Genomic DNA, 21,652 nt, shown 5'->3' on the forward strand with positions numbered 1-21,652 from the left:
TGTTGGATTGCTTGAGAACTCATTGCGCGCGGCGGCGGGTCTTCATGTCGAGCCAGACCGCGAGAATGACGATGATGCCGGTAACGAGCGGCTGCCAATTGGCGCTGACCGAGAGCAGGTTCATGCCGTTCAGCACCAGCGTCAGGATCAGCGCGCCGATGAAGGTCCCGAACACGGTGCCGACGCCGCCGAACAGCGAGGTGCCGCCGATCAGCACGGCCGCGATCGCCGGTAGCGTCAGGCTTTCGCCGATGTCGGCTTCGGCGGAGTTGAGCCGGGACAGGAAGATGATCGAGGCGAGCCCCGCCATCGTGCCGGAGACGGCGTAGACGAGCAGAAGCCGCCGCGTGACCGGAATGCCGGAGAGGCGGGCGGCGACCGGATTGGCGCCGATCGCATAGATCTCCTGGCCCCAGATCGTGCGCTGGGCAAACACCGTTCCGATCCCGAGGAACACCAGCAGCAGATAGACCGGGATCGGGAGCCCGAACAGATAGCCGCTGCCGATCTGGCGGAAGCCCGCCGGAAAGCCGTGCAGCGTCTCGCCCGCCATGTACCAATAGGTCAGGCCGTTCAGCACCCACAGCATGCCGTAGGTGGCGATGAAGGAGGGGATGCGCAGCGCCGTCACCATGATGCCGTTGAGGAGGCCGACGACGCCGCCGCAGGCAAGCCCGGTCAGGATGCCGAGAACAGGCGATCCCGTGGTGTGGATCACGGTCCCGGCGACGCACGCGGACAGGGCGACATTGGCGCCAACCGAGAGATCGAGACCGGCGGTGAGCACCACCAGCGTCAGGCCCGAGGCGATGAAGAAGGTGAGGCTTGCCTGGCGCAGCACGTTGAGGATGTTGCCGAGGCTGAGGAAGGAGTCGTTCAGCACCGCCAGCACGGCGCAGATCAGGAACACGGCGAGCAGCCGATAGAACAGCTGGATCGCGTCCTGGGACAGGAACGAACGTGGCGGCGACAGGGTCTCCTTGGTGATGTCGGTCATGTGCGGCTCCGCAAGCCGTCGAGGAACAGCGCGACGATGACGAGGACGCCGACGCTCGCCACCTGCACCGAGGACGGCAGCGAGATCAGGTTCAGCCCGTTGCGCAGCACGCCGACGGCGATGACGCCAAGGAGGGTGCCGAGCAGCCAGCCATTGCCGCGCTCGAACGAGGTGCCGCCGACGGCGACCGCGGCGATCGCATCGAATTCGAGCCCGAGGCCCGCGGTCGGATGGCCCGAATTCATCCGGGCGGTCATCAGCAGGCCGGCGATGCCGGCCATGGTGCCGCCGATCGCGTAGACCGCGATCAGCAGCTTGTTGGGCGAAAGGCCGGCATAGCGGAGTGCCTCGCGATTGCCGCCGAGCGCGAACACGTAGCTGCCGAAGCGGGTGTGATAGAGCAGGCCGTGAAAGGCGGCGTAGGTCACGAGCGCGATCACGATCGGCACGGGAATGCCGAGCAGTGTCGCCGAATAAATGTCGCGGACGCTGTGGGGAATGCCGACCACGCTCTGGCCGTCGGAGACGATCAGCGACAGGCCCTGTGCCATGCCCAGCGTGCCGAGCGTCGCCACGAAGGGCGGAATGCCCAGGATCGCGACCAGCCAACCATTGACGGTGCCGAAGGCCGCGCCGACCAGCACGCCTGCGCCGAGGCCGAGCAGCATCGACTTGGTCGCAAGCGAGACGATGGCGACGCAGAGCGAGGTCAGCGTCAGCACCGCACCCATCGAGAGGTCCAGCCCCTCGGTCATGATGATCAGCGTCATCGGCAGCGCGAGCATGGTCAGGATGGTCGACTGCACCAGCACGTTGGAGAGGTTGGCCGGGGTGAGAAAGCCGGGCGCGATCGCGCCGAACAGCACGATCAGGGCGCCCAGCACGATGGCGACGCCGGGAATGCGCTGCAGCGGATTGGGTTGTGATACGACCGCGGCCTCACGCATGATGCATCCCCAATCGCACGATGTTCTCCTCGGTCAGCTCGTTGCGTGCCAGGTGTCCGGCGACGCGGCCCTCGCGCATCACATAGGCGCGATCGCAGACATGGCAGATCTCGACTTGCTCGGACGAGATCATCAGGGCGGCCGCGCCCTCGGCGACCAGCCGGTCGATCAGCGCGAAGATCTCGGACTTTGCGCCGACATCGATGCCGCGCGTCGGCTCGTCGAAGATGAAAAGTTTTGCGCCGGCGGCGAGCCATTTGCCGATCACGACCTTCTGCTGGTTGCCGCCGGATAACAGGCCGACGGTCTGGCGCGCGCTCGGGGTGGCGATGCGAAGCTGCCGGATCAGGCCATCGGCGGTGCGCTGGCCGCTGCGCGGATCGAACAGCCCGCTCGGGAACAGCTTTCGCAGCGCCGAGACCACGAGATTGTCGCCGACCGAACGCAGCAGCGCGAGCCCCTCGCTCTTGCGGCTCTCGGGGATCAGCGCGATGCCACGCCGGGCGGCCATGTCGGGCTCGCCGGAAATAGCCTTGCCTTCGAACACGATCTCGCCGGAGGCGACCGGGTCGGCGCCGAAGATCGCGCGCGCAACCTCGCTGCGGCCGGATCCGACCAGGCCGCAGAGGCCGACGATCTCGCCCCGGCGCACCTCGATGTTGATGTCGGCGATGCCGCTCGGCGCGGTCAAGCCCTTCACCGCAAGCAGCACCTCGCCGGGCTTGTCGGCGAAATTGCGCGGATAAGTCATGTCGACGGTGCGGCCGACCATCATGCGGACGAGCTGGTCGGGCGTGACATCGGCCGGGCGCACGCCGTCGATGCGGCGGCCGTCGCGCAGGACGGTGATGCGGTCGCCGAGCGCAAACAATTCGGCCATGCGGTGCGAGATGTAGACGATGGAGACGCCGTCGGCCTTCAGCTTCGCGATCAATGCGAACAGCAGCTCGGTCTCGCGGTCGGACAGCGCAGCGGTCGGTTCATCCATCACCAGGATGCGCGCGTTCTGGCTGATGGCCTTGGCGATCTCGACCATCTGCTGCTGGGCGACGCCGAGCGTGTTGACGGTGATGGACGGGTCGATGTCGAAACCGATTGATTCGAGCAGGCGCTTGGCATCGGCCAGGATCTTGCGGCGGTCGATGGTGCCGGGAATCCGGCCCTTCGGCTCGCGGCCGAGGAAGATGTTCTGGGCGATGTCGAGATAGGGGACGAGCGAGAATTCCTGGAAGATCACGGCAATGCCGAGTTTTTGCGCGTCGGCGGTAGAGGCGATCGTGACCCTATCGCCCTTGTAGAAGAATTCCCCGGCATCGGCCTGGTAAGCGCCGCAAAGCACCTTCATCAGGCTCGACTTGCCGGCGCCATTCTCGCCGAGCAGCATATGGACTTCGCTCGCGTAGAGCGCAAAGGACACGTCGTCCAGCGCCTTGACGCCGGGAAACGTCTTGCTGATGCCGCGCAGCTCAAGCAGCGGGGTCGCTGCGGTCTCGCCGGGAACGTTCATGGCTGTGCTGCTCCCGCAAAAATCTTGCCGGGGTTCATCAGCCCGCTCGGATCGAGCGCGGTCTTGATCGACCGCATCACGTCGACGGCGTCGCCGAGCTCGTCGGTGAGATAGCCGATCTTGCCGAGCCCGATGCCGTGCTCTCCGGTGCAGGTGCCGTCCATCGCAATGGCGCGGGCGACCATGCGGGCCTGGAGCGCCTTGGCGCCTTCAATTTCATCGGGCTTGGCGGGATCGACCAGGATCAGCATGTGGAAATTGCCGTCGCCGACATGGCCGACGATGGGGGCGGTGAAGCCGTGTTCGTCGGCGTCGCGGCGCGTGTCGGTCAGGCATTCGGCCAGCCGCGAGATCGGCACGCAGACATCGGTGATGACGGCGCGCGCGCCGGGCCGCAAGCCCAGGCCGGCATAGAGCGTGTTGTCGCGGGCGTGCCAGAGCCGACTGCGGTCCTCCGGTGCCTTGGCCCATTCGAAGCCGCGGCCGCCATGCTCGGCGGCGATCGCCTGTGCCAGCTCGGCCTGCTCGGCAACGGCACTCTCCGAGCCGTGGAATTCGAAGAACAGCGTCGGCGCCTCGCGATAGCCGAGTTTTGCGTACGCATTGATGCCGCGCATCATGACATCGTCGAGCAGCTCGACGCGCGCCACGGGAATCGCTGCCTGGATGATGCCGATCGCGGTATCGACCGCGTTGTGCAGGGTGTCGAAGCTGCAGACTGCCGCCGAAATCGCCTGCGGCAGCGGATGCAGTTTCAACGTGATCTCGGTGATAATTCCGAGCGTGCCTTCGGCGCCCACGAACAGCCGTGTCAGATCGTAGCCGGCCGCAGATTTTCGCGCCCGCCGGGCCGTGCGGATCACGCGTCCATCCGCCAGCACCACCTCCAGCGCCATGACGTTGTCCTTCATGGTGCCGTAGCGCACGGCCATGGTTCCCGATGCGCGCGTCGACGTCATGCCGCCGATCGAGGCATCCGCGCCGGGATCGATCGGGAAGAACAATCCGGTGCCGCGCAGCTCTGCATTGAGCTGCTTGCGGGTTATGCCGGGCTGGACCACGACGTTCATGTCGCTGTCGTGCACAGTCAGCACCTTGTTCATGCGCGCGAAGTCGATGCAAACGCCGCCGGCGACCGCTGATGCGTTGCCCTCGAGCGAGGTGCCGGCGCCGAACGGCACGATCGGCATGTCTGCGCCGGCGCAGAGCTTGACGATCGCTGCGACTTCGTCCGTCGTCTCCGGATAGACGACGATGTCGGGGGGCAGGGCGCGATAATAGGATTCGCTCTGGCCATGCTGGTCGAGCACGCCACGCGCGATGGTCGCGCGCGGACCGATCACGCCCGTGAGGCGTTCAGCCAAAGCAGCACTGCTGACCCGCGGTCCCATCGTCTCTCCCTGTCGTCCGTCCTTGTCGCGGACTGTTGTCAGTCCGTCGATTCTACGTTCGGCTTAGGCCGCCTGCGCGTTGCTTGCGATCTGCTTCAGGCCGAAATCATAGTTGAGGTGATAGTAGGTGGCATCCGCCATGCGACCATCCGGCGCACGGCCGGCCGCACAGCGCACGAAATCGTGGATCAGGCTGTCCTTGACGCCGAACACGACGTCGCTGTCGAGATATTTGTCGCCGGCGACGAACACGTGCGTCACGAGCTGCTCGAAGCCGGGCGCGGAGATCATGAAGTGCACATGCGCCGGGCGCCAGGGATGGCGGCCCTGCGCCTCCAGCATCTCGCCGACCGGGCCGTCATGCGGGATCGGATAGGCCGCGGGCTTGATCGACCAGAAATGGAAGCGGCCGTTGGCGTCGGCGTGGAAGCGGGCGCGCATCGCGAGATCGCCGATCTCGTCGAGCTGCTGCACGTCGTAATAGCCGTCATTGTCGGAATGCCAGACATCGACCACAGCGCCCGCGAGCGGCCGGCCGTCAACGGTTGATACCGATCCGGTGACGATCATGGGATCGCCTTCCATGGTGCCGGAGATGTCGTCGCCATTCTGCTTCTCGGGCGCGGCCTGGACGAAGAACGGACCCAACACGGTGGTCTCGGTGGCGCCTTCCGGCACCGGATGGTTGATCGCGTCGACCAGCATGGAGACGCCGAGCGTGTCCGACAGCAGGATGAACTCCTGGCGCTTGTCATCGCACATGTGGCCGGTGCGGGTCAGAAAGTCGATGCCGTACTCCCATTCCTTCTGGGTCGGCCGGATCTCGCGCACGAAGGCGTGGAGGTGACGCGCCAGCGCTTCGCCGACCTGCTTGATCCGCGGATCGGTCGCGCCGGCGATGCGCTCGAGCACGGCATCGGTGATGTTGGTCTCGCTGAAATTGCGCAAGTGCGCCTCCGTCGATCAGAGTTTGGGCTCACCAAGTTTGGGCTCACCAAGGCCGGACAGCCGTTCGAGATGCTTCACGGTCGCGATGAAGTCGGTCTCGCCATCGCCTTGCGCGACCAGCGCGCCGTAGGTCTCGCGCACCTGGGCTGCGAGCTGCAGCGGCACGCCGACGGCGTGGCCGGCGCCGAGGATGAGGTCGAGGTCCTTGGCCATCTGCTTGCAGGAGAAGCTCGAGACGAAGTCGCGGGTGCGTAGCGGCGCGGTCTTGTATTTCACCATGGGGGAGGCGACCGCACTCTCGTCCAGCACCTTCAGAATGTCCTGCCAGCCGATGCCGCCCTTGCGCGCCAGCGCCAGGCTCTCCGCCATCATCGCGGCCGAAACCGCGATCATGAGATTGACAGCGAGCTTTGCGTAGCGCGCTTCCTCGCTCGCACCTAGATAGGTCTGCGCCCGGGTAAAGCTCGCAAACAGCGGTTTGGCGCTCTCGTAGGCGTCCTTCGGTCCCGACACGAAGCAGCTCAGCGCGCCGGTGTGCACGATGCTGGCATTGCCGGAGACCGGCGCGCGCAGATAGGCGACGCCACGCGCTTGGGCGGCGGCATCGACTTCGGCCGAGGCCTCGGCGCTGACTGTGCTGGTCTCGATCAGCACCGCCTTCGGCGCCATCGCGCCGATCAAGCCGGTCGGCCCGAGCATGACCGCGCGAAGTGCGGCGTCGTCGGGGAGCGACGTGATGGCCACGGCGCAACCGTTGACGGCCTCGGTCGGTGAGCCGGCGACAGCGATGCCGTGCTCGCGCGCCGCGCTGAGACGCGCCGCGCTCTGGTCAAAGGCGGTGACGGCGTAGCCGGCCTTGGCGACCAGCTGTAACATCGGCAGGCCCATCTTGCCGATGCCGATGAAGGCGACCTGTTTGCTTGTTGCGTCAGTCATTTCTTGTTGTCCGTTGGCCGCTATGTTGCGGCGTGCCCTTGTCGTTCGATGTCCCGCACCAGCCGCTGGCCGGATTGCGCGAGTAGCTCTTTCTTCTGCGCGAGCCCCTCGGCCAGCAGTTTTCCGTCCCGCTTCTTCCAGACGCCGCCGATCATCACCGACTCGATGTTGGCGAGGCTCGTCTGCATCACCACGCTGGCGACGGGGTCGTGGACTGGAAACAGATTGAGATCGTCGGCATTGATGATCACGAGATCGGCGAGTTTCCCCGGCGTCAGCGAGCCGATCTGGCTCTCGCGGCCGAGCATGCGGGCGCCCTCGGTGGTGATCCAGGCCAGCGCCTCGCGCGCCGGGATCGTGGTCGTCGCCGGAATGGTGCCCTCGGTCTTGCGCATCTGGGCATTGTCGAGCGCGCGCTGCATCGACAGCGCCACGCGGGCTGCGGAGAAGAGATCGCCTGCCAGCACGGATTCCAGGTCGATGCCGATGGTGGGCCGGACGCCGCGCTTGAGCAGGCGCCCGGTGATGGGAAAGCCATGGCCCTGGATCATCTCGTTCTCGGGCGTCACCGAGAACGTAACCCCGAGATCGATCAGTTTTTGCAGGAGATCGTCGGGCAGATCGTTGCCATGGACGATGTTGACGTTGGGGCCGACGAGGTCGGCCTCGATCAGCTTCTCCCAGCCGCCGGGAGTCTTGGCGGGCCCGCCGCCCTGATGCATCGAGGCGATCAGGCCGAGCTCCCGCGCGAGACGAAAATCGTGCACGGACACGTCGCGCGTCGAATAATGCGGGCCGAGAACGGCGAGCCCGAGCGTGACCAGGCCGTTGCGGTCGGCGAGGGGGCCGGCCAGCAGCCGCTCGACCTCGCGGCGCGGATGCGGGACCTCCGAGAAATGTGGTTCGCCCGGCTTCGGTTCGGGCTTGGGCGAGCCGTGGAAGAAGGCGGCGCGGATGCCGCTCTCGATCAGGCCGCGCACCGCCGCATCGGTATGGGCCGGCGTCGGGTTGTTGTGGCACCAGTCGACCAGCGTAGTCGCGCCGCAATTGATCTGGTTCAGCGCGCCGACGAACGTGGCGATGTAGATGTCATCCGGGGCGAACAGGGTCGCGAGCCCGGCATGCATGCGGCGGAAATATTCGAGCAGCGTCCAGTTCGCAGCATACCCGCGCAAGCCCGTCTGCCAGGTGTGCATATGCGCGTTGATGAGCCCGGGGATGACGATGCGGCCGCGGCCATCGACGATCTCGGCGTCAGCGGCGTCGATGCCGGGACGCACCTCGGCGATCCGCCCGTTCTCCACCAGCACGTCAGCGGCCCGGAGATCGCCGATGCGGTCGTCCATGCTGATGATCGTTGCTGACTGGATGAGAGTTCGCTTCATCAGGGTCACGCCGCTGCTTTGTTTGCAGCCGGTGGCTCGCCGGCCCAGGCGCGCGCAATCAGGTCGCGGATGGCGCCCCGCTCGAGCGGGCGCGGATTCCAGTAGGCGTTGGTGACGGCGAGGTCGGCGGCCTTGTCGATGCCGCTCTCGGGCATACCGATGTCGCGCAGCGCGAGCTTGGCGCCCAATCGCCTGGCGAGATCGTAGAGACCCTGCGCTGCATCGGCCGCACCGATCGCGCGCGCGATCTGCGTCATCGCGTCGGGCACAGCCGGTGCGTTGTAGGCCAGCGCATGCGGCAGCACGATGGTGTGCGTCTCGGCATGCGGCAGGTCAAACGTGCCGCCGAGCGTGTGGCAGAGCTTGTGATGCAGCGCCATGCCGACGGTGCCGAGGCACACGCCGCACAGCCAGGCGCCATAGAGCGCATCGCTGCGCGCGGCACGATCGTCGGGATTGGCGGCAATGGCGGGCAGGGCGCGTGCCAGCGCGCGGATGCCTTCTTCCGCCATCAGCGAGGTTACGGGGTTGGTGTCCCGCGCATAGAGCGCCTCGACTGCATGGGCAATGGCGTTGATGCCGGAGGTCGCGGTGAGGCCGACCGGCAGCGTCATCGTCAGGTCGACGTCGTAGATCACGGTCTCCGGCAGCACGGCAACATCGCGCACCGTGGTCTTCAGCCCGTTTTCGGTCTGGCCGAGGATCGGTGTCATTTCCGAGCCGGCATAGGTGGTGGGAATGCAGAGCTGGTTGACGCCGGTGCGCAAGGCGAGCGCCTTGCCCAACCCGGTGGTCGAGCCGCCGCCGAGCGCGACCACGCAGTCGGCGTCGCAATCCTTCATCGCCGCGATCGCGCGCTCGGTCACCTCGACGGGCGTGTGCATGGTGGCGCCGGCGAAGATGCCGGCATAGAGCGGGCCCAGCGCGGCCCCGAGCGCCTTGCCTTGCGCTTCCTGCTGCGGCGTCGTCAGCACCAGTGCGCGCTTGCCGCCGAGACGCTCGATCTCGGCCTTGGCCGCGGTCAGCGTCCCGCTGCCGAACACGACGCGGCAGGGCTGATTTTCAAAGGTGAACGAACCGATCATGCGCCGGTCTCTTTGACGGGATAATCGACCTGGAAGCGTCCGATCCGCAAGTCGCCAAGCTCCTCGCGCACCCGCAGATGTTCCGGATGGGTGGCGTAGGCCTTCAGAGCCGCGTGATCCGTAAACTCGGAGACGAGCACAACGTCGCAGGCGTAATCGACATCGCTGACATCGACCCCGACCTCGATATGGGTGAGACCGTCGATCCGGCCCTTGAGGCCCTCAAACAGGGTTTTGACCTTCGTTCGGGCTGCCAAGCGCTCCGCGGCCGTCTCCCCGCGCAGCCGCCACATCACGATGTGCTTGATCGGACCCGACATTTCCCAAAATTCCTCGCCTGCGATCTTGTATGTTGGGGCCATCTTGCCTTGCAGAAATCGGAAATAAAGGCCAAAAATCGTAAGTCTCTTTTCCATTATGAGGAAGAATGGATCGGCTTCTCCAGCTCGAGGTGTTCTCCAAGACGGCCGAGCTCGGCAGCCTCTCCAAGGCCGCCGACACCTTGCGGATGTCGAACGCCGCGGCGAGCCGCCATCTCAGCGCACTGGAGGAGCGGCTCGCGGTCCGGCTGATCGAGCGCAACACCCGCCGGCAGTGGCTGACTGAGGCAGGCCAAGAGCTGCTGCAGCGTTGCAGCACGCTGCTGAACGAACTCGCCGAAGCCGAGGACGCCGTCAGTGACCGCGCGCTGTCGCCCAAGGGCATGCTGCGCGTCACGAGCTCGCTGTCCTTTGCGATGATCTACATGGCGCCGATGCTGCCGGCGTTTCGCAAGCTCTATCCCAAGCTCGACGTCCAGATCATCGCCGCCAATCGCTATCCTGATTTCATCGAGGCCGGCATCGACGTCGCGATCCGTACGCGGGAGCAGGAGCCGGATTCCAACATCATCATCCGCCGCATCGGCCAGATGCGCCGCGTGCTGGCGGCCGCACCGTCCTATCTCGCGACGCACGGTATCCCCGAGCATCCCGCCGATCTCGCGCGTCACGACATGCTGGTCTACAACCTCGCCAACGATCCCTATTCACTGCGACTAAGCAAGGGCAGCGCGACGCAGACCGTCCGCATCGCGCCGACACTCGACAGCAATGATGGCCAGATCATCTGCGGCGCCGCGCGCGCGGGGCTCGGCATCCTGATCCAGCCGCTCTACATCGTGCAGAGCGATATCGCGGCCGGCAAACTGGTGCCGGTCCTGACCGACTGGGAATTGCCGCTGCTGACGATGAACGTGGCCTACCAGAACCGCGTCCGGCTGCCGGCGAAGATCAGGGTGTTTTCGGACTTCCTTGTCGAGCACATCCGCGCGCACTCCGATGCCGGGATCTGGATCGAGGCGTAGACGGCCAGCCGGGGCGTTACTCGGATCGTTCCTGCACCCGCGTCCGTCCGATGGACGACCGCGACCGTGGAGCGGCACGCTGTTCCGGCGGGACAGAACGCCTGGCTGCCTCGGCCTCGTGCTGTTCCTTGCGGGCCTTCCGCGCGTTTCGCATTGCGCGCTTGATGAAGGGATGCTGCGAGTCCTCGGCGAAGAACAACACGACTTCGCAACCGGGACATTGCCTGGAATAGCCGTCCTGCAACCGTCCCGCGCGATCGCGAAACATGGTCTTGCAGCGCGTGCACTGGACCTGGACGAAACTCATGCGCCGACAATCAATAATGATCGGAAATCGGCGGCCACGGTGAGCCGAATGTCTGAAGAAAGCCTGAAGGCCGGTTGCGACTTTCACGCACCTTCGGCGGCGCAACCGGCAGCAACCCGCTATTGTTTCGCCGCCATCGCATCCAGGCAGTGATTGAGATAGTCGGTCCGATCTCGCGGCAGCACCTTCTCCAGATCCGCCTTCAGGGCGCATTCGCGCTGACGGATCTGTTCGGCGCGGCGCTTTTCAGCCGCTTCGCGGTATTCGGGAGCAACCTTGCTGGGATCGACCAGGCCCTGGGACCGGGCAGGCGCCGTGGCAAGCAGCGCGACGGCTGCGGCAACAATGAACTGTTTCAAATGAGCCTCCGTAAAAGGGCTCATCCTAGCGCCTGGTTTCGGAAGGCTCAAACGGCAAGTGTGATGGAGCAAGTGTAATGGGGCCGATCAATAGCGCCGGCCGACCGACGCAGGTCGCAGGGGACCGGCCGTCAGGTTCGACGACATCAATTTGGTTGAGTGAAGTCCGTCACTTCGGGACGTGGTCGATCTTGTGCGCCAAATGCCCGGTGTCGTGATCGCGACGCAATTGGCTCAGCGACGTCTCGTTCAACTGCTGCAAGACCTCGCTTAGTGTTGTCGCATCCGGATAGCCGGCCGCAAAACCCTTGCCGTAGATCTTGCGCAATGTGCCAACCAGCGTGTTGCCGTGCTTCTTGCTGATCGCGCCATCCTTGTCCCGATGGCGGCCATCCAGGCCCGATTCCTTCATGTGTCACTCCCTGTGCGGCGTCTGCGCGCCTGAAGTGAGCGTGCTCCCAAAAGAGTTGATTGGCAACGCGGTGGGGCGATCGAGCGCGGATGCGAAATCGCGGACGCGCTTCGCGGTTCCCGGGTGGAGCGATGACGCAACGCAGCTCTGGCTGAACAACGCCTCGTCCGATGTCAGCCGAGGCGGCCAACAAGCGAAGTCGCTTGCGTGGTGGAGGCGACGGAGGCGGTTAGGCTGCCTGCTCCTCAAACGAGGTGTAGATCCGGCCTTGGGGATCGACGATCCGAACGTCCCGGCATCCGTCCGCGATCAGCTCCCTGGCCTTCTTGAGGGCGGCGGCGAGTGACTCCCGCTTCAGGTTGACGACGCCTGCCGTGTCGAAACCGGTGATTTCAAACATGCCGCTCCTCCGTTTGGTCGAATCCTACACCTTTCCAGCCGCTTGTCTTCTGGCTTTTTTCGGCAGGGCGGGTGGAACAGAACTAGGCGCCTGCAACGCAATTCCATGCATCGCCCCGTAGTCGGCCGGGGTGGATGGACAGGCCGGGCGGCCACGTCGCTAACGTGGAATTAATCCGAAAAGTCCACAATTCTAGGCAGTTGTAAGTGGGTGCTGCGTAAGGGAGGCGTCGCGAGGACGTTCCGGCGACGGCCTCCTTTTGCTTGCTCATGAGGTCAATGCGCATGACCACGACATCCGAAACGCCGGGCTTCGCCGAACATCTCGACGCCGCAGCCCTTGCAGCCGCAGCATTCGAAGCGGAAGCCGAACACGAAGCCCCGGAAACCCCGGCACCGGGCAACCGATCCAGCCGCAAATCGGTCGTGGCACTGGCGGTGTGTGCCTTGGCTATCAATGGCGCGGCGGCGATCTACACATCGCCGTTTGATATTCCGTCGCCGAACATCAGCAGCCTGGCTGCGCTGCTTCCGCGCCAGGACGAGTCCATCGCGAAGCCGGATCCCATTGTCGCTGCCCTGAAGGACATCCAGTCGGTCCAGCAGCAGCAGGCCGCCGCGCTGCAGGAGATCAATTCCTCATTGCAGCAAAATGCGGCCCTGCATCAGCAGGATTCGACGACCCTCGCTTCTCTTCGGCAGAGCATCACGGACGAACGGGGCGATGTGAAGAAGATATCGCCGCAGCTTTCCACGCTGATCGCGAAGATCGACTCGTTGCAAAGCACGATGACGTCGGACGTCACGTCGTCCATTCGAAGAGCGCATGCTCGCTACGGACTGTCCCCGGCGATGCGCAAGCGGATGATGGATCGGCCGTCGAAATCGATCGGGCCTGTTTCGATTGGCGGAGCGCCGCTGACTGCGCCCGCTACGGTTGCAGCGCCGGAGAGCTGAAGGCGGGGCCAGGCGGAAGGCCGATACCGTCCCGCGGCTCATTTAGTGCACCGTAACCCCTAATTGGCGGTGCTGCCGCTCTTGGCCTTGGACGACTGCTTCGCAACCGGCCTGGCCGGCGCGGCCAACTTCTTCGACGCATCATCGCCGCGAGCAGTTCCCCACGGGTCGACCGGCTTCTGGTCCGGAACATTGTTGAGGGAGCGTTGATATGCGCGCTCAGCCCGATCATCGCCTGCCTTCTGCGACGCCGTCTTATCCTTGGGCTCTTCGCCAGGCCCTAGAACATGGTCCTGCGCCAGCGCGGGGGCGGCCATCAGGACAAGCAAGACGGCGACGGCGATTTTGCGCATCGAGAAACTCCTCGCTCTGCAACGAGCATAACACCGCGCCGAATGCGGTAGCAATGCAACCAAGCATGAGTTGGGGTATGACGTCGATCGAACGAGGCGCGCGCTTGATCTACCGCTGCGCGTCGTGGGTGTGGAAGACTCGGCCGTTCGGCATCAGCCCGAGAGCCGGCCGCTTCGCCACTGGTCCTGGAGCCACGCCCTTGCTGTCGTGTAATCGAGATTTCCTTCGCCCCTGCAGAGAGAGCAGCGGAATATCTTCCGCCACCATTTCGATCGATGCTGACAGCGCGGGCACGGGACCATTTTGGAAGTTTGCACGGTGTGTGCAGAACTCTTGCCGGAGATTTCCTCCGGATCTTTATTTCCGCATTTAAGTACTTGATTTTGCTTGGTGAGCGCGCTGGGGCTCGAACCCAGGACCCCGTGATTAAAAGTCACGTGCTCTACCGGCTGAGCTACGCGCTCCCATGGCCGCTGATGGCTTTACGATCGATCGCCATCATCTTCGGTCATCTGGAAAAGCATGTCTTGCCGCCGCGTTTGACTGAAGCGCTGCGGGGAAAACCGGCTGTTTCCGGATCATGCTTTCGGCCCGCGCTGTGTAGGGGGATGGGGCGCTGAGGTCAATAGCGCGTGCGGTGGCCGCAGATCGCGCCAGGGGCGGGGATTCGTCCTGCGCTTCCGTGGCTTAGCCCGGGATTCTCAACCTGATTGGGGGCCGTCATCCACGTCGAAGTCAGTTCGCCTCCCGCCGTACCTCGCTGGGCACCGGCTGCGCGTTGCCGGGCGCCGGCAGGGCGACGGGGCGCAGGCCGATCAGCTCGGCGGAGCGGATTGCGCTGTCGTGCCAGAACTGGAACGAGTTGATCCGGCTGAGCTCGAGGATCGCAATCGCGACTGCGGCCAGGAACGGCAGGCTCTGCAGCACCAGGACGCCGGCGAAGATGTAGATCTCTGTGATCTGCCTGAAACTGTTGGAGGCGATCAGCACGCCGCAGCCGATCAGGAGAAGGGCGCCGATCACCGCCTCCCAGAACGCCTGGAACTCGATCGACATCCGGGACAGGCCGCCCTTGGAGGTGCGCGCGAAGGCGATGTGCTCGGTGATCAGTCCTTGCGCGACCGCGCGCGACACCGTCCATTGCACGCTCATCGCCGCGATCATCGCGCCCAGCATCTGGCCGGGTTTGATCGCGACGCGCGCGCGATACATCGACAGGAAGTGCGCGAGCGAGACGATGAAGGCGCCGATGATCGGCAGCGTCAGGATCTTGTCGGGGATGGCGATGTCGGCGAAGGCGACGATCGGCACCCAGACGAGGTTGAGCAGCGCCACGACCACGCCGAGGCTTTCGGCCCCGAGCCAGTTCAGCCAGCCCAGACCATATTCGCGCTTCTGGTCGGGTGTGAGCCGGCTCCGGCCGGGCAGGAACTGCCGCCAGTGCTTCTTGACGATCTGGAGGCCGCCATAGGCCCAGCGATGACGCTGCTTCTTGAAGGCCTCGTAAGTGTCGGGGAGCAGGCCCTGGCCGTAGCGGTAGCGGGTGTAATGGGTGGTCCAGCCGAGCTCCTGGATCGCAAGCCCGAGGTCCGAGTCCTCGCAGATCGTGTCGCTGGACCAGCCGCCGGCCATGTCCATCGCGGCGCGGCGGATCAGGCACATCGTGCCGTGCACGATGACGGCGTTGAGCTCGTTGCGCTGGACCATGCCGATGTCGAAGAAGCCGGCATATTCGCCGTTCATGATGTAGTGCATGATCGACAGATCGCCGTCGCGGTGTTCCTGCGGCGCCTGCACCAGGCCGACGCGCGGGTCGGCGAAGGCGGGCACGAGGTCCTTCAGCCAGTCGGGCTCGACCACATAGTCGGCATCGAGGATGCCGATGATCTCGGCATCGACGGCGGTGCGGTCCATGGCGATGCGCAGTGCGCCGGCCTTGAAACCCTGCACCTTCTCGGCGTTGATGAACTTGAAGCGTTCACCGAGCGCGCGGCAGTGATCCTGGATCGGCTGCCAGAAGGCGGGATCGGGCGTGTTGTTGATGATGACGACGCATTCGTAGTTGGGATAGTCGAGCCGCGACAGCGCATCGAGCGTCTGCTTGAGCATGTCGACCGGCTCGAAATACGCTGGGATATGGATCGAGACCTTCGGGTAGTAATTCTCGGGCACGTTCTCGATCGGCTTGCCCTTGGTGAGCAGCCGCTGCGGCGGCCGGCCGAAGGCGACCGCGGCGATCTCGTCGATGCGGGCCATCGCGATGAGGACGAGGGGAACAAGGAGGATCATGCCGAGCGTCAGCGCGAAGGCCGAGCCGAAGATGAAGTAGTGTCCGTTCCAGAATGCGAACACGGTCGCGGCCCAGGCGCCGACGCCATTGGCCGTGGCTGACAGCAGAAACGCCTGCTTGGCGGTCGGCTGCTCCAGCCGCAGGATCGGCAGCGACAAGAGGATGCCGACCAGCAGCGCGATCGTCATCAGCTTCCAATAATCAGGGTTTTCGACCGGGCCGGTCCAGGCGAATTTGGGCTCGCGGCTGGCGTTGAGGATGCCCCAGTAGGGACCGACGCCGCCCTCAAAATACTTCCAGGGCTGATCGATCGCCTCGACGATGTTGTATTCCATGCCCATGGCTTCGGCACGGCTGACGAAGTTGCGTAAGGTCAACGCTTGCTGGAACGGACCCGGATCGGCCTTGCGCAGATTATAGCCCGCGCTCGGCCAGCCGAACTCGGCGATTACGATGCGCTTGCCGGGAAACAGGTTGCGCAGCAGGTTGTACCGGTCGACGGCCTGGTCGACCGCCTCGTCCGAGTGGAAATTCTCCCAATAGGGCAGCACGTGGGCAGCGATGAAGTCGACGTTGGAGGCGAGGTCGGGGTTGTCGCGCCAGATGTTCCAGATTTCGCCGGTGGTGACGGGCACGCGGACCGCGCTCTTCACCTTCTTGATCATCTCGATGAGGTCTTCGACCTTCTGCTCGCCGCGATAGATCACTTCGTTGCCGACGACGACGCCGTTGACGTTGCTGTTCTTGCGGGCGAGCTCGATCGCGGCCTTGATCTCGCGCTCGTTGCGATCCGGGTCCTTGCCGATCCAGGCGCCGACGGTGACCTTGAGGCCGAATTCGGCGGCGATTGGCGGCACCAGCTCGTTGCCTTCCGTCGCAGAGTAGGAGCGGATGGCACGCGTCATGGTGGAGAGCTTCTTCATGTCGGCGCGAATCTTGTCGGGGTCGACATTGGTGTCGACGACATGCCCTGGTTCGAACGGGGTGTAGGAGAGGCTCGGCAGCAAGCCCTTGAAGTCCGGCGCGGGTTCCTTGTCGCGCAGGACTCCCCAGAGGCCGGCGTGGAGCACGGACACGAGCAACAGAACGGCGGCGACAACGCGCATCGCGGCTAAACCAAAAGGGGCTGAGGGGGCAGGGCAGCGGATCCGACCCCAAGATCCGACCAAGTCCGCGGCAAAGGGAGCATACCTCTGCCGCGCGGTTTCTCAACTGTCATGGCCTCATGTCCTTATCAGGGCATGGCCTTGTCCGGTCCGGTCAACGCGCGGCAGTGCCGTCAGTTGCTATCGCCGATCGTTTCTGAACGGAGGCTGAAACGATCGCGGCTATTTCTGGGGAGCGGGCGTCGGGCTTGCCGCAGGCGCGGGGCTCGCAGCCGGCTGAGGGGCCGGCGGGTTGCCGGTGGCCGGCGCCGCCGGCTGAGAGGCTGCGGCCGCCGCCTGCTGCGGCTGGGAGGCCGGATTGATCCAGCAAGCGTGCACGCGGCTGTCCAGGGTCTCGGCGATCTTGGGATCGATCTGGGCGCCGAAGCGGGTCAGGCAGCGGAACGCCGCCTGGATGTGGCCGCCGGGGCAGCCGAAGCGGTCATAGAGATCGAGATGGCGGAACGCGGTATCGAGGTCATCCCGCCACATCAGCCGCACCACGCGCCGGCCGAGCCAGACGCATTCGGGATTGCCGGCCGGGCCATTGATGACTTGCGCGGCTTCGGCGAATTCGTCGGTGCGACGCTGGTTCTGGGCCGCGTCCTTGGCGGCGTCGGCGGGCTGGCTGGCGGCCTTGCCCTGGTCAGGAGCGGGGGCGCCGCTCTGGGCGAAGGCGGCACCGGGGCCGGCCAGGAGGACAAGGGAAGAGACGGCCAAGGTGGCGGCGAACTGCCGCAGGACCGCATTTCGTGACTCGAACACCCGTCGCCGCATGAATTCCCCAATATCTCAGCCGTCCGCCCACGCGGGAGCACCTCGCGGACGCCGACGTGATGGCGTCCAAATGGGTCCCCAATGCGGCGGAAAAGTCCCGCAAAATCCCATGACCTGAATTTGGATTTTTGTCCAGCAAAGTCACGAGCCTAGGGCCCGGTCGAACGGCCGCAGCCGAATTCGCCGGGGAGAGCGCGGGGCCTGCCCGCATCACCCCCTTGGCAGACGGCGTGCGAGCAGGTAATCGACGGACCCTCGCGGAGGACGGAACCAATTTCATTTCGTACGCCACTGGCGCTTCTGCTCGTCTCGCTGGGTGCGATTGCTGCCGTGTGGTGGTGGCTGGCCACGCCGATCACGCTCGCGCGCGCACCGATCGATCCCAATGACAAGGTTCAATGCGTGTCCTACGCGCCGTTCCGCGGCGAGCAGACGCCGCTGAACGAATGGACCCATATCGAAGCCGACCAGCTCGAGCAGGATTTGCGCCAGCTCAAGCAGATCACCGACTGCGTCCGCACCTATTCGATCGAGAACGGGCTCGACCAGGTGCCCGCGGTCGCGACCAGGATCGGCGGGCTGAAGGTGATCCAGGGCATCTGGCTCGGCAGCAACCGCGCCAAGAATTTTGCGCAAGTGGCGACCGCTGTCCGCCTCACCAAGGAATTTCCCGACACCATCTCCGCCCTCGTGGTCGGCAATGAGGTGTTGCTGCGCGGAGAGATGACGACGTCGGACCTCACCGCGATCATCCGTTCGGTGAAGCCGCAGGTTACGGTGCCCGTGACCTATGCCGACGTCTGGGAATACTGGCTGAAGAACCGCGAGGTCTATGACGCCGTCGACTTCGTCACGATTCATATCCTGCCGTATTGGGAGGATGTGCCGGTGAAGGCGAAGTTCGCGGCGTCCCATGTCGAGGCGATCCGCGAGCGCATGGCGGTGGCATTCCCCGGCAAGGAGATCCTGATCGGCGAGACCGGCTGGCCGAGCGAGGGCCGCATGCGCGAGGGCGCGCTGCCGTCACGCACCAACCAGGCGCGCGTCGTCTCCGAAATCCTGGGGCTCGCGAAGGCGCAGAAGTTTCGCGTCAACCTGATCGAGGCCTATGACCAGCCGTGGAAGCGGCGGCTCGAAGGCACCGTCGGCGGCTATTGGGGCCTGTTCGATTCCGTGCGACGCGAGCTGAAATATCCGCCGGGTGAGCCGATCAGCAATTTTCCGTTCTGGAAATGGTACATGGGCGCCGGCATGGTCCTCAGCGTACTGGTGTTCGCGGTGGCCGGCATCACGCTGCGCCGCCGGCCCTGGACACCGCGCTTCTCGGCCTGGCTCGGCGTTGGCATCTCCGCGACATCGGCGGGCATCCTGCTCGGGATCGCCGTCGACAAGATGTATTACGAGAGCTACGGCTGGGGCGGCTGGCTGCAATGGGGCATGCTGCTGCTCGCCGGCATCCTGTCGCCGATCTTGTGCGCGCAGGCGCTCGTGATCGGCCGCAATTTGCCGAGCTTCCTCGACCTGCTCGGTCCGCGCGAGGGCCGGAAATGGTCAAAGCTCTCCGCCGTGCTGGGCCTGACCCTGGCGGTGACGGCGGTGATCGCGGCCGAGACCGCGCTCGGCTTCGTGTTCGATCCGCGCTACCGCGACTTCCCCTATGCCTCGCTGACGATGGCGGTGGTGCCGTTCGCGCTGTTGATGCTGAACCGCCCGCAGATCGGCGTGCGCCCGATCGCGGAAGCGGTGTTCGCAGGGCTGCTGGCGCTGTCGGCCGTCTATGTGATCCTGAACGAAGGCCGCGACAACTGGCAGGCGATGTGGACCTGCGCGATCTATCTCTTGTTCGCGCTCACGCTGTGGCGGGCGCGGGCCGAGCAAAGCCAAGGATGAGCAGGCCGATCGCCAGGCCCGACAGCACGATGTTGTAGAGCACGATGCCGAGGCCGGCCGCGACCACGCCGAGCGTGAGCAGCACGATCGAAGGCCGCATCAGGTTCAGCGTCGCGATCACCAGCGCGACGATGCCGAACACCGAATTCTTGAACAGCGACGTCGACACCGAGCGCGCCTTGCAGATCATGGTCTGCAAGCCGGCATCGCATGCGAGCGCCACCTGCGAGAACTCGACGGCGAAATAGCGCACATAGAGCGCCCAGCCGACGGTGACGAAACCGACGACGATGAGAAACTGCACCTGATAGGGCGTGAGGCGAAACGGCTTTTTTGTCATGCGGGCAATATGGTCGGGATGGCGGGAGGGAGCAACAGGGCCGGGGCATTTTTACACCGGGGGCGTCGTTCGGCTCGTCGCCCACTTTTGCGCCATCCCGAACGCATCAGAACCGTAGCCATACGGATTTGCGCAGGTTCCGACGTCGCCTAACATTCGACTTGAAGCGTGGACGTGATCTCGGATCCAATCAGGAGCAGATCTCGTCGTTCAAGAGCGCGACTGCGAGGATGCGAGCGAGGTCGGCAATGGTTGAGGCGTTGCAGGTCAATTTTGCGCTTTGGGGCATGATCATTTGCGCGGCGATCAAGATCAGCCAGTTGATGGCCATTCTTTGAGTGGCGCAGTCTCAGGCGAGACGCGCCGGCGCTTCAATCAGAATCCCTGATCCTACCGTCTGAAGAACGACGATATCGTCGAACTCGCCGACGCCGTCTCCGGCTTGGCTTGAGCGGCCGGCTGTGGCGCGGGCGGCGGCGCGGGCTCCTCGCGCTTTGAAGCGCGCTTGGAAGAGTAGCTGCGGCGGTGTTTTTCTGGCTTGGCGGCGGGCGCGGGCGCAGGGGCGGTTTCAGCTTGCGGCACCGAGGCCTGACTCTTTTCTTGGCTCTTCTCCGAACTCTTGTCCTGGTTCTTGTCTGAACTCTGGTCCTGACCCTTATCCTGGCCTTTGTCCGAGCCGCCGCGCATTGACAGGCGCTGGCCGTCGAACACCGTCGTCTCGCAGTGACGGTCGTTCTCGGCGAGGCCGGCGCAGAGCTTTGCGGCGGCGGCGGCATTGATCAGGGGGCCGGCACCCAGACGGAGCTGCATCGCGAGGCCGTTATTGCCTTCCTTGATCATGATGATCGGCCTCAGCGCGGCGACCTCCGGATGGGACTTGCTCAGGCCGCGCCAGAGCGTGCGCAGGCCGTCGACCGAGTTCGCGCCCCCGAGATCGATGGCAAAGCGCGTCTGCTGGACGGCGATTGCGGGAGACTCGGCTTCGGTTGCCTCGGGCGGTTTGGCTGGTGCCGCGGCGATTTCGGTGGGAGTGGGCGCCGCCTCTGGTTTGTTCTCGGAGGCGTCCGGCTGAATCAGTTTCGACGCCGCCGGATCAGGCGGTGCCATGATCGATTTCGAGGGCACCAGCGGCAGGATCGGCACCGCCGACGTCGTCAGCGGAACGAGCGAAGCGGCGGCCGCGGTCTGCGGCGGCGGGCTTGACTGATCCTTCGCAGCCTCTTTCGAACTGTCCTTTGAAGTTTCCTTCGACGCTTCCTTCGATGTTTCCTTCGATATTTCCCTGGGCTCCTTTCCGGCGCCTGCGCGCGGCTTGTCGACCAGCGTTGCCGCGGTCGAGGCGACCGGTGCGACATCCGGAGCCGGGGTCGAGGGCGGCGCGGCGGCGACGGGGGTGTCTTGCGGCTTCGACGCAGGAGCCTGCGGCGATGTCGTGTTCTGCTTGGCGATGGCGCCGGTGACGGAATCGAGCCCTTGCTCGAGCACCGTAACGCGCGAATAGAGTCGGTCGCGATCGGTGTTCAGCGTCTCGATGGCGGAGGCGAGGCGGCGCGCTTCGAGCTGGCTTTCCTTGGTCAGCAGCTGGAGGCGGTCAGCCTGGCGGGCGAGATCGACGGAGGCGACCTGGTCGCGCCGCCAGCCGAGCTGAGCCTGGTTGGCCATCACGGCGATCACGACGGCGCCGACGGCGGCCGCGCCCCACGAGCCCAGTCGCCACATCATACGGCGATCGAACGTACTTTCCTCGGCCAAAAGTCCGGAGAACAGCCCGCCGGTCTCCTTGTCGCCGAAGGCATCCGCCAGTGGGTCGGAATCCTTTGCCATGAACGTTTAGTGCCCAGCCCTGCCTGGCTTCCCCGAATCAATCAGGGAACATTAACA

Annotated in this window: 21 protein-coding genes and 1 tRNA gene; 4 read left to right on the top strand and 18 right to left on the bottom strand. The window is 65.0% G+C overall.

Annotated elements, in window-relative coordinates:
* Positions 1–19: 19 nt before the first annotated feature.
* From K3F49_RS36020 to K3F49_RS36060, 9 genes are all read right to left on the bottom strand, one after another.
* The gene (locus K3F49_RS36020) at positions 20–997 is read right to left on the bottom strand and encodes an ABC transporter permease (RefSeq protein ID WP_234685611.1); all 978 of its coding nucleotides are present in this window, start codon (positions 995–997) and stop codon (positions 20–22) included.
* Positions 994–1,944, bottom strand: a complete 951-nt coding sequence (locus tag K3F49_RS36025) for an ABC transporter permease (RefSeq protein WP_234685612.1) — start codon at positions 1,942–1,944, stop codon at positions 994–996. Before K3F49_RS36025 ends, K3F49_RS36020 begins: the two co-directional genes overlap by 4 nt.
* Positions 1,937–3,451, bottom strand: coding sequence for a sugar ABC transporter ATP-binding protein (locus K3F49_RS36030; RefSeq protein ID WP_234685613.1), 1,515 nt, complete (start codon positions 3,449–3,451; stop codon positions 1,937–1,939). Before K3F49_RS36030 ends, K3F49_RS36025 begins: the two co-directional genes overlap by 8 nt.
* Complete coding sequence (locus K3F49_RS36035; protein ID WP_234685614.1) at positions 3,448–4,842, bottom strand: FAD-linked oxidase C-terminal domain-containing protein; 1,395 nt, start codon at positions 4,840–4,842, stop codon at positions 3,448–3,450. Before K3F49_RS36035 ends, K3F49_RS36030 begins: the two co-directional genes overlap by 4 nt.
* A gap of 63 nt (positions 4,843–4,905) precedes the next feature.
* Complete coding sequence (locus tag K3F49_RS36040) at positions 4,906–5,790, bottom strand: intradiol ring-cleavage dioxygenase (RefSeq protein ID WP_234685615.1); 885 nt, start codon at positions 5,788–5,790, stop codon at positions 4,906–4,908.
* Positions 5,791–5,805: 15 nt separating this feature from the next.
* Complete coding sequence (locus K3F49_RS36045; RefSeq protein WP_234685616.1) at positions 5,806–6,726, bottom strand: NAD(P)-dependent oxidoreductase; 921 nt, start codon at positions 6,724–6,726, stop codon at positions 5,806–5,808.
* A 20-nt stretch (positions 6,727–6,746) separates the two neighbouring features.
* A complete protein-coding gene (locus K3F49_RS36050) occupies positions 6,747–8,111 on the bottom strand; it encodes an amidohydrolase family protein (protein ID WP_234685617.1) in 1,365 nt (454 codons plus the stop codon).
* Positions 8,112–8,116: 5 nt separating this feature from the next.
* A complete protein-coding gene (locus K3F49_RS36055) occupies positions 8,117–9,196 on the bottom strand; it encodes a maleylacetate reductase (protein ID WP_234685618.1) in 1,080 nt (359 codons plus the stop codon).
* Positions 9,193–9,516: a Dabb family protein gene (locus K3F49_RS36060; RefSeq protein WP_234685619.1), complete on the bottom strand. Its 324-nt coding sequence runs from the start codon at positions 9,514–9,516 to the stop codon at positions 9,193–9,195. The genes K3F49_RS36055 and K3F49_RS36060 overlap by 4 nt, the downstream gene beginning before the upstream one ends.
* Before the next feature lie 107 nt (positions 9,517–9,623).
* Here K3F49_RS36060 and K3F49_RS36065 point away from each other — a divergent pair, with 107 nt between their 5' ends.
* Both K3F49_RS36065 and K3F49_RS36070 read left to right on the top strand, forming a co-directional pair.
* Positions 9,624–10,541, top strand: a complete 918-nt coding sequence (locus K3F49_RS36065; protein ID WP_234685620.1) for a LysR family transcriptional regulator — start codon at positions 9,624–9,626, stop codon at positions 10,539–10,541.
* A 172-nt stretch (positions 10,542–10,713) separates the two neighbouring features.
* Positions 10,714–11,001 carry a hypothetical protein gene (locus K3F49_RS36070; protein WP_234685621.1) on the top strand — a complete coding sequence of 96 codons (288 nt, stop codon included), beginning with the start codon at positions 10,714–10,716 and terminating at the stop codon, positions 10,999–11,001.
* On the opposite strand, the gene K3F49_RS36075 is transcribed toward K3F49_RS36070, so the two are convergent.
* The 3 genes from K3F49_RS36075 to K3F49_RS36085 form a co-directional block, all read right to left on the bottom strand.
* Positions 10,968–11,207: a hypothetical protein gene (locus K3F49_RS36075; RefSeq protein ID WP_452101153.1), complete on the bottom strand. Its 240-nt coding sequence runs from the start codon at positions 11,205–11,207 to the stop codon at positions 10,968–10,970. The two genes, K3F49_RS36070 and K3F49_RS36075, sit on opposite strands and share 34 nt — an antisense overlap.
* Before the next feature lie 169 nt (positions 11,208–11,376).
* The gene (locus tag K3F49_RS36080; RefSeq protein WP_234685623.1) at positions 11,377–11,619 is read right to left on the bottom strand and encodes a hypothetical protein; all 243 of its coding nucleotides are present in this window, start codon (positions 11,617–11,619) and stop codon (positions 11,377–11,379) included.
* Between the two features lie 229 nt (positions 11,620–11,848).
* Positions 11,849–12,019 carry a hypothetical protein gene (locus tag K3F49_RS36085; protein ID WP_234685624.1) on the bottom strand — a complete coding sequence of 57 codons (171 nt, stop codon included), beginning with the start codon at positions 12,017–12,019 and terminating at the stop codon, positions 11,849–11,851.
* A 278-nt stretch (positions 12,020–12,297) separates the two neighbouring features.
* Between K3F49_RS36085 and K3F49_RS36090 the strand changes: the two genes are divergently transcribed.
* Positions 12,298–12,975 (top strand): hypothetical protein, encoded by a 678-nt coding sequence (locus K3F49_RS36090; protein WP_234685625.1) that lies wholly within the window; start codon positions 12,298–12,300, stop codon positions 12,973–12,975.
* A 59-nt stretch (positions 12,976–13,034) separates the two neighbouring features.
* Here the strand turns inward: K3F49_RS36090 and K3F49_RS36095 are convergent, their stop codons facing one another.
* The 4 genes from K3F49_RS36095 to K3F49_RS36110 all read right to left on the bottom strand — a co-directional run bounded on the left by K3F49_RS36095 (position 13,035) and on the right by K3F49_RS36110 (position 17,541).
* Positions 13,035–13,328, bottom strand: coding sequence for a hypothetical protein (locus K3F49_RS36095; protein WP_234685626.1), 294 nt, complete (start codon positions 13,326–13,328; stop codon positions 13,035–13,037).
* Positions 13,329–13,717: 389 nt separating this feature from the next.
* Positions 13,718–13,793, bottom strand: a tRNA-Lys gene (locus K3F49_RS36100).
* 271 nt (positions 13,794–14,064) lie between these two features.
* A complete protein-coding gene (locus K3F49_RS36105; protein WP_234685627.1) occupies positions 14,065–16,725 on the bottom strand; it encodes a glycosyltransferase in 2,661 nt (886 codons plus the stop codon).
* 222 nt (positions 16,726–16,947) lie between these two features.
* Positions 16,948–17,541, bottom strand: a complete 594-nt coding sequence (locus K3F49_RS36110; protein ID WP_234685628.1) for a beta-1-3, beta-1-6-glucan biosynthesis protein — start codon at positions 17,539–17,541, stop codon at positions 16,948–16,950.
* A gap of 330 nt (positions 17,542–17,871) precedes the next feature.
* On the opposite strand from K3F49_RS36110, the gene K3F49_RS36115 reads away from it, so the two are divergent.
* Positions 17,872–19,431 carry a glycoside hydrolase family 17 protein gene (locus K3F49_RS36115; RefSeq protein ID WP_234685629.1) on the top strand — a complete coding sequence of 520 codons (1,560 nt, stop codon included), beginning with the start codon at positions 17,872–17,874 and terminating at the stop codon, positions 19,429–19,431.
* On the opposite strand, the gene K3F49_RS36120 is transcribed toward K3F49_RS36115, so the two are convergent.
* Both K3F49_RS36120 and K3F49_RS36125 read right to left on the bottom strand, forming a co-directional pair.
* Positions 19,391–19,771 (bottom strand): hypothetical protein, encoded by a 381-nt coding sequence (locus tag K3F49_RS36120; protein WP_234685630.1) that lies wholly within the window; start codon positions 19,769–19,771, stop codon positions 19,391–19,393. The two genes, K3F49_RS36115 and K3F49_RS36120, sit on opposite strands and share 41 nt — an antisense overlap.
* A gap of 390 nt (positions 19,772–20,161) precedes the next feature.
* Positions 20,162–21,595 carry a hypothetical protein gene (locus K3F49_RS36125; protein WP_234685631.1) on the bottom strand — a complete coding sequence of 478 codons (1,434 nt, stop codon included), beginning with the start codon at positions 21,593–21,595 and terminating at the stop codon, positions 20,162–20,164.
* Between the last annotated feature and the right edge of the window lie 57 nt (positions 21,596–21,652).

It is taken from the genome of Bradyrhizobium monzae (assembly GCF_021458635.1).
Lineage (GTDB): Bacteria > Pseudomonadota > Alphaproteobacteria > Rhizobiales > Xanthobacteraceae > Bradyrhizobium.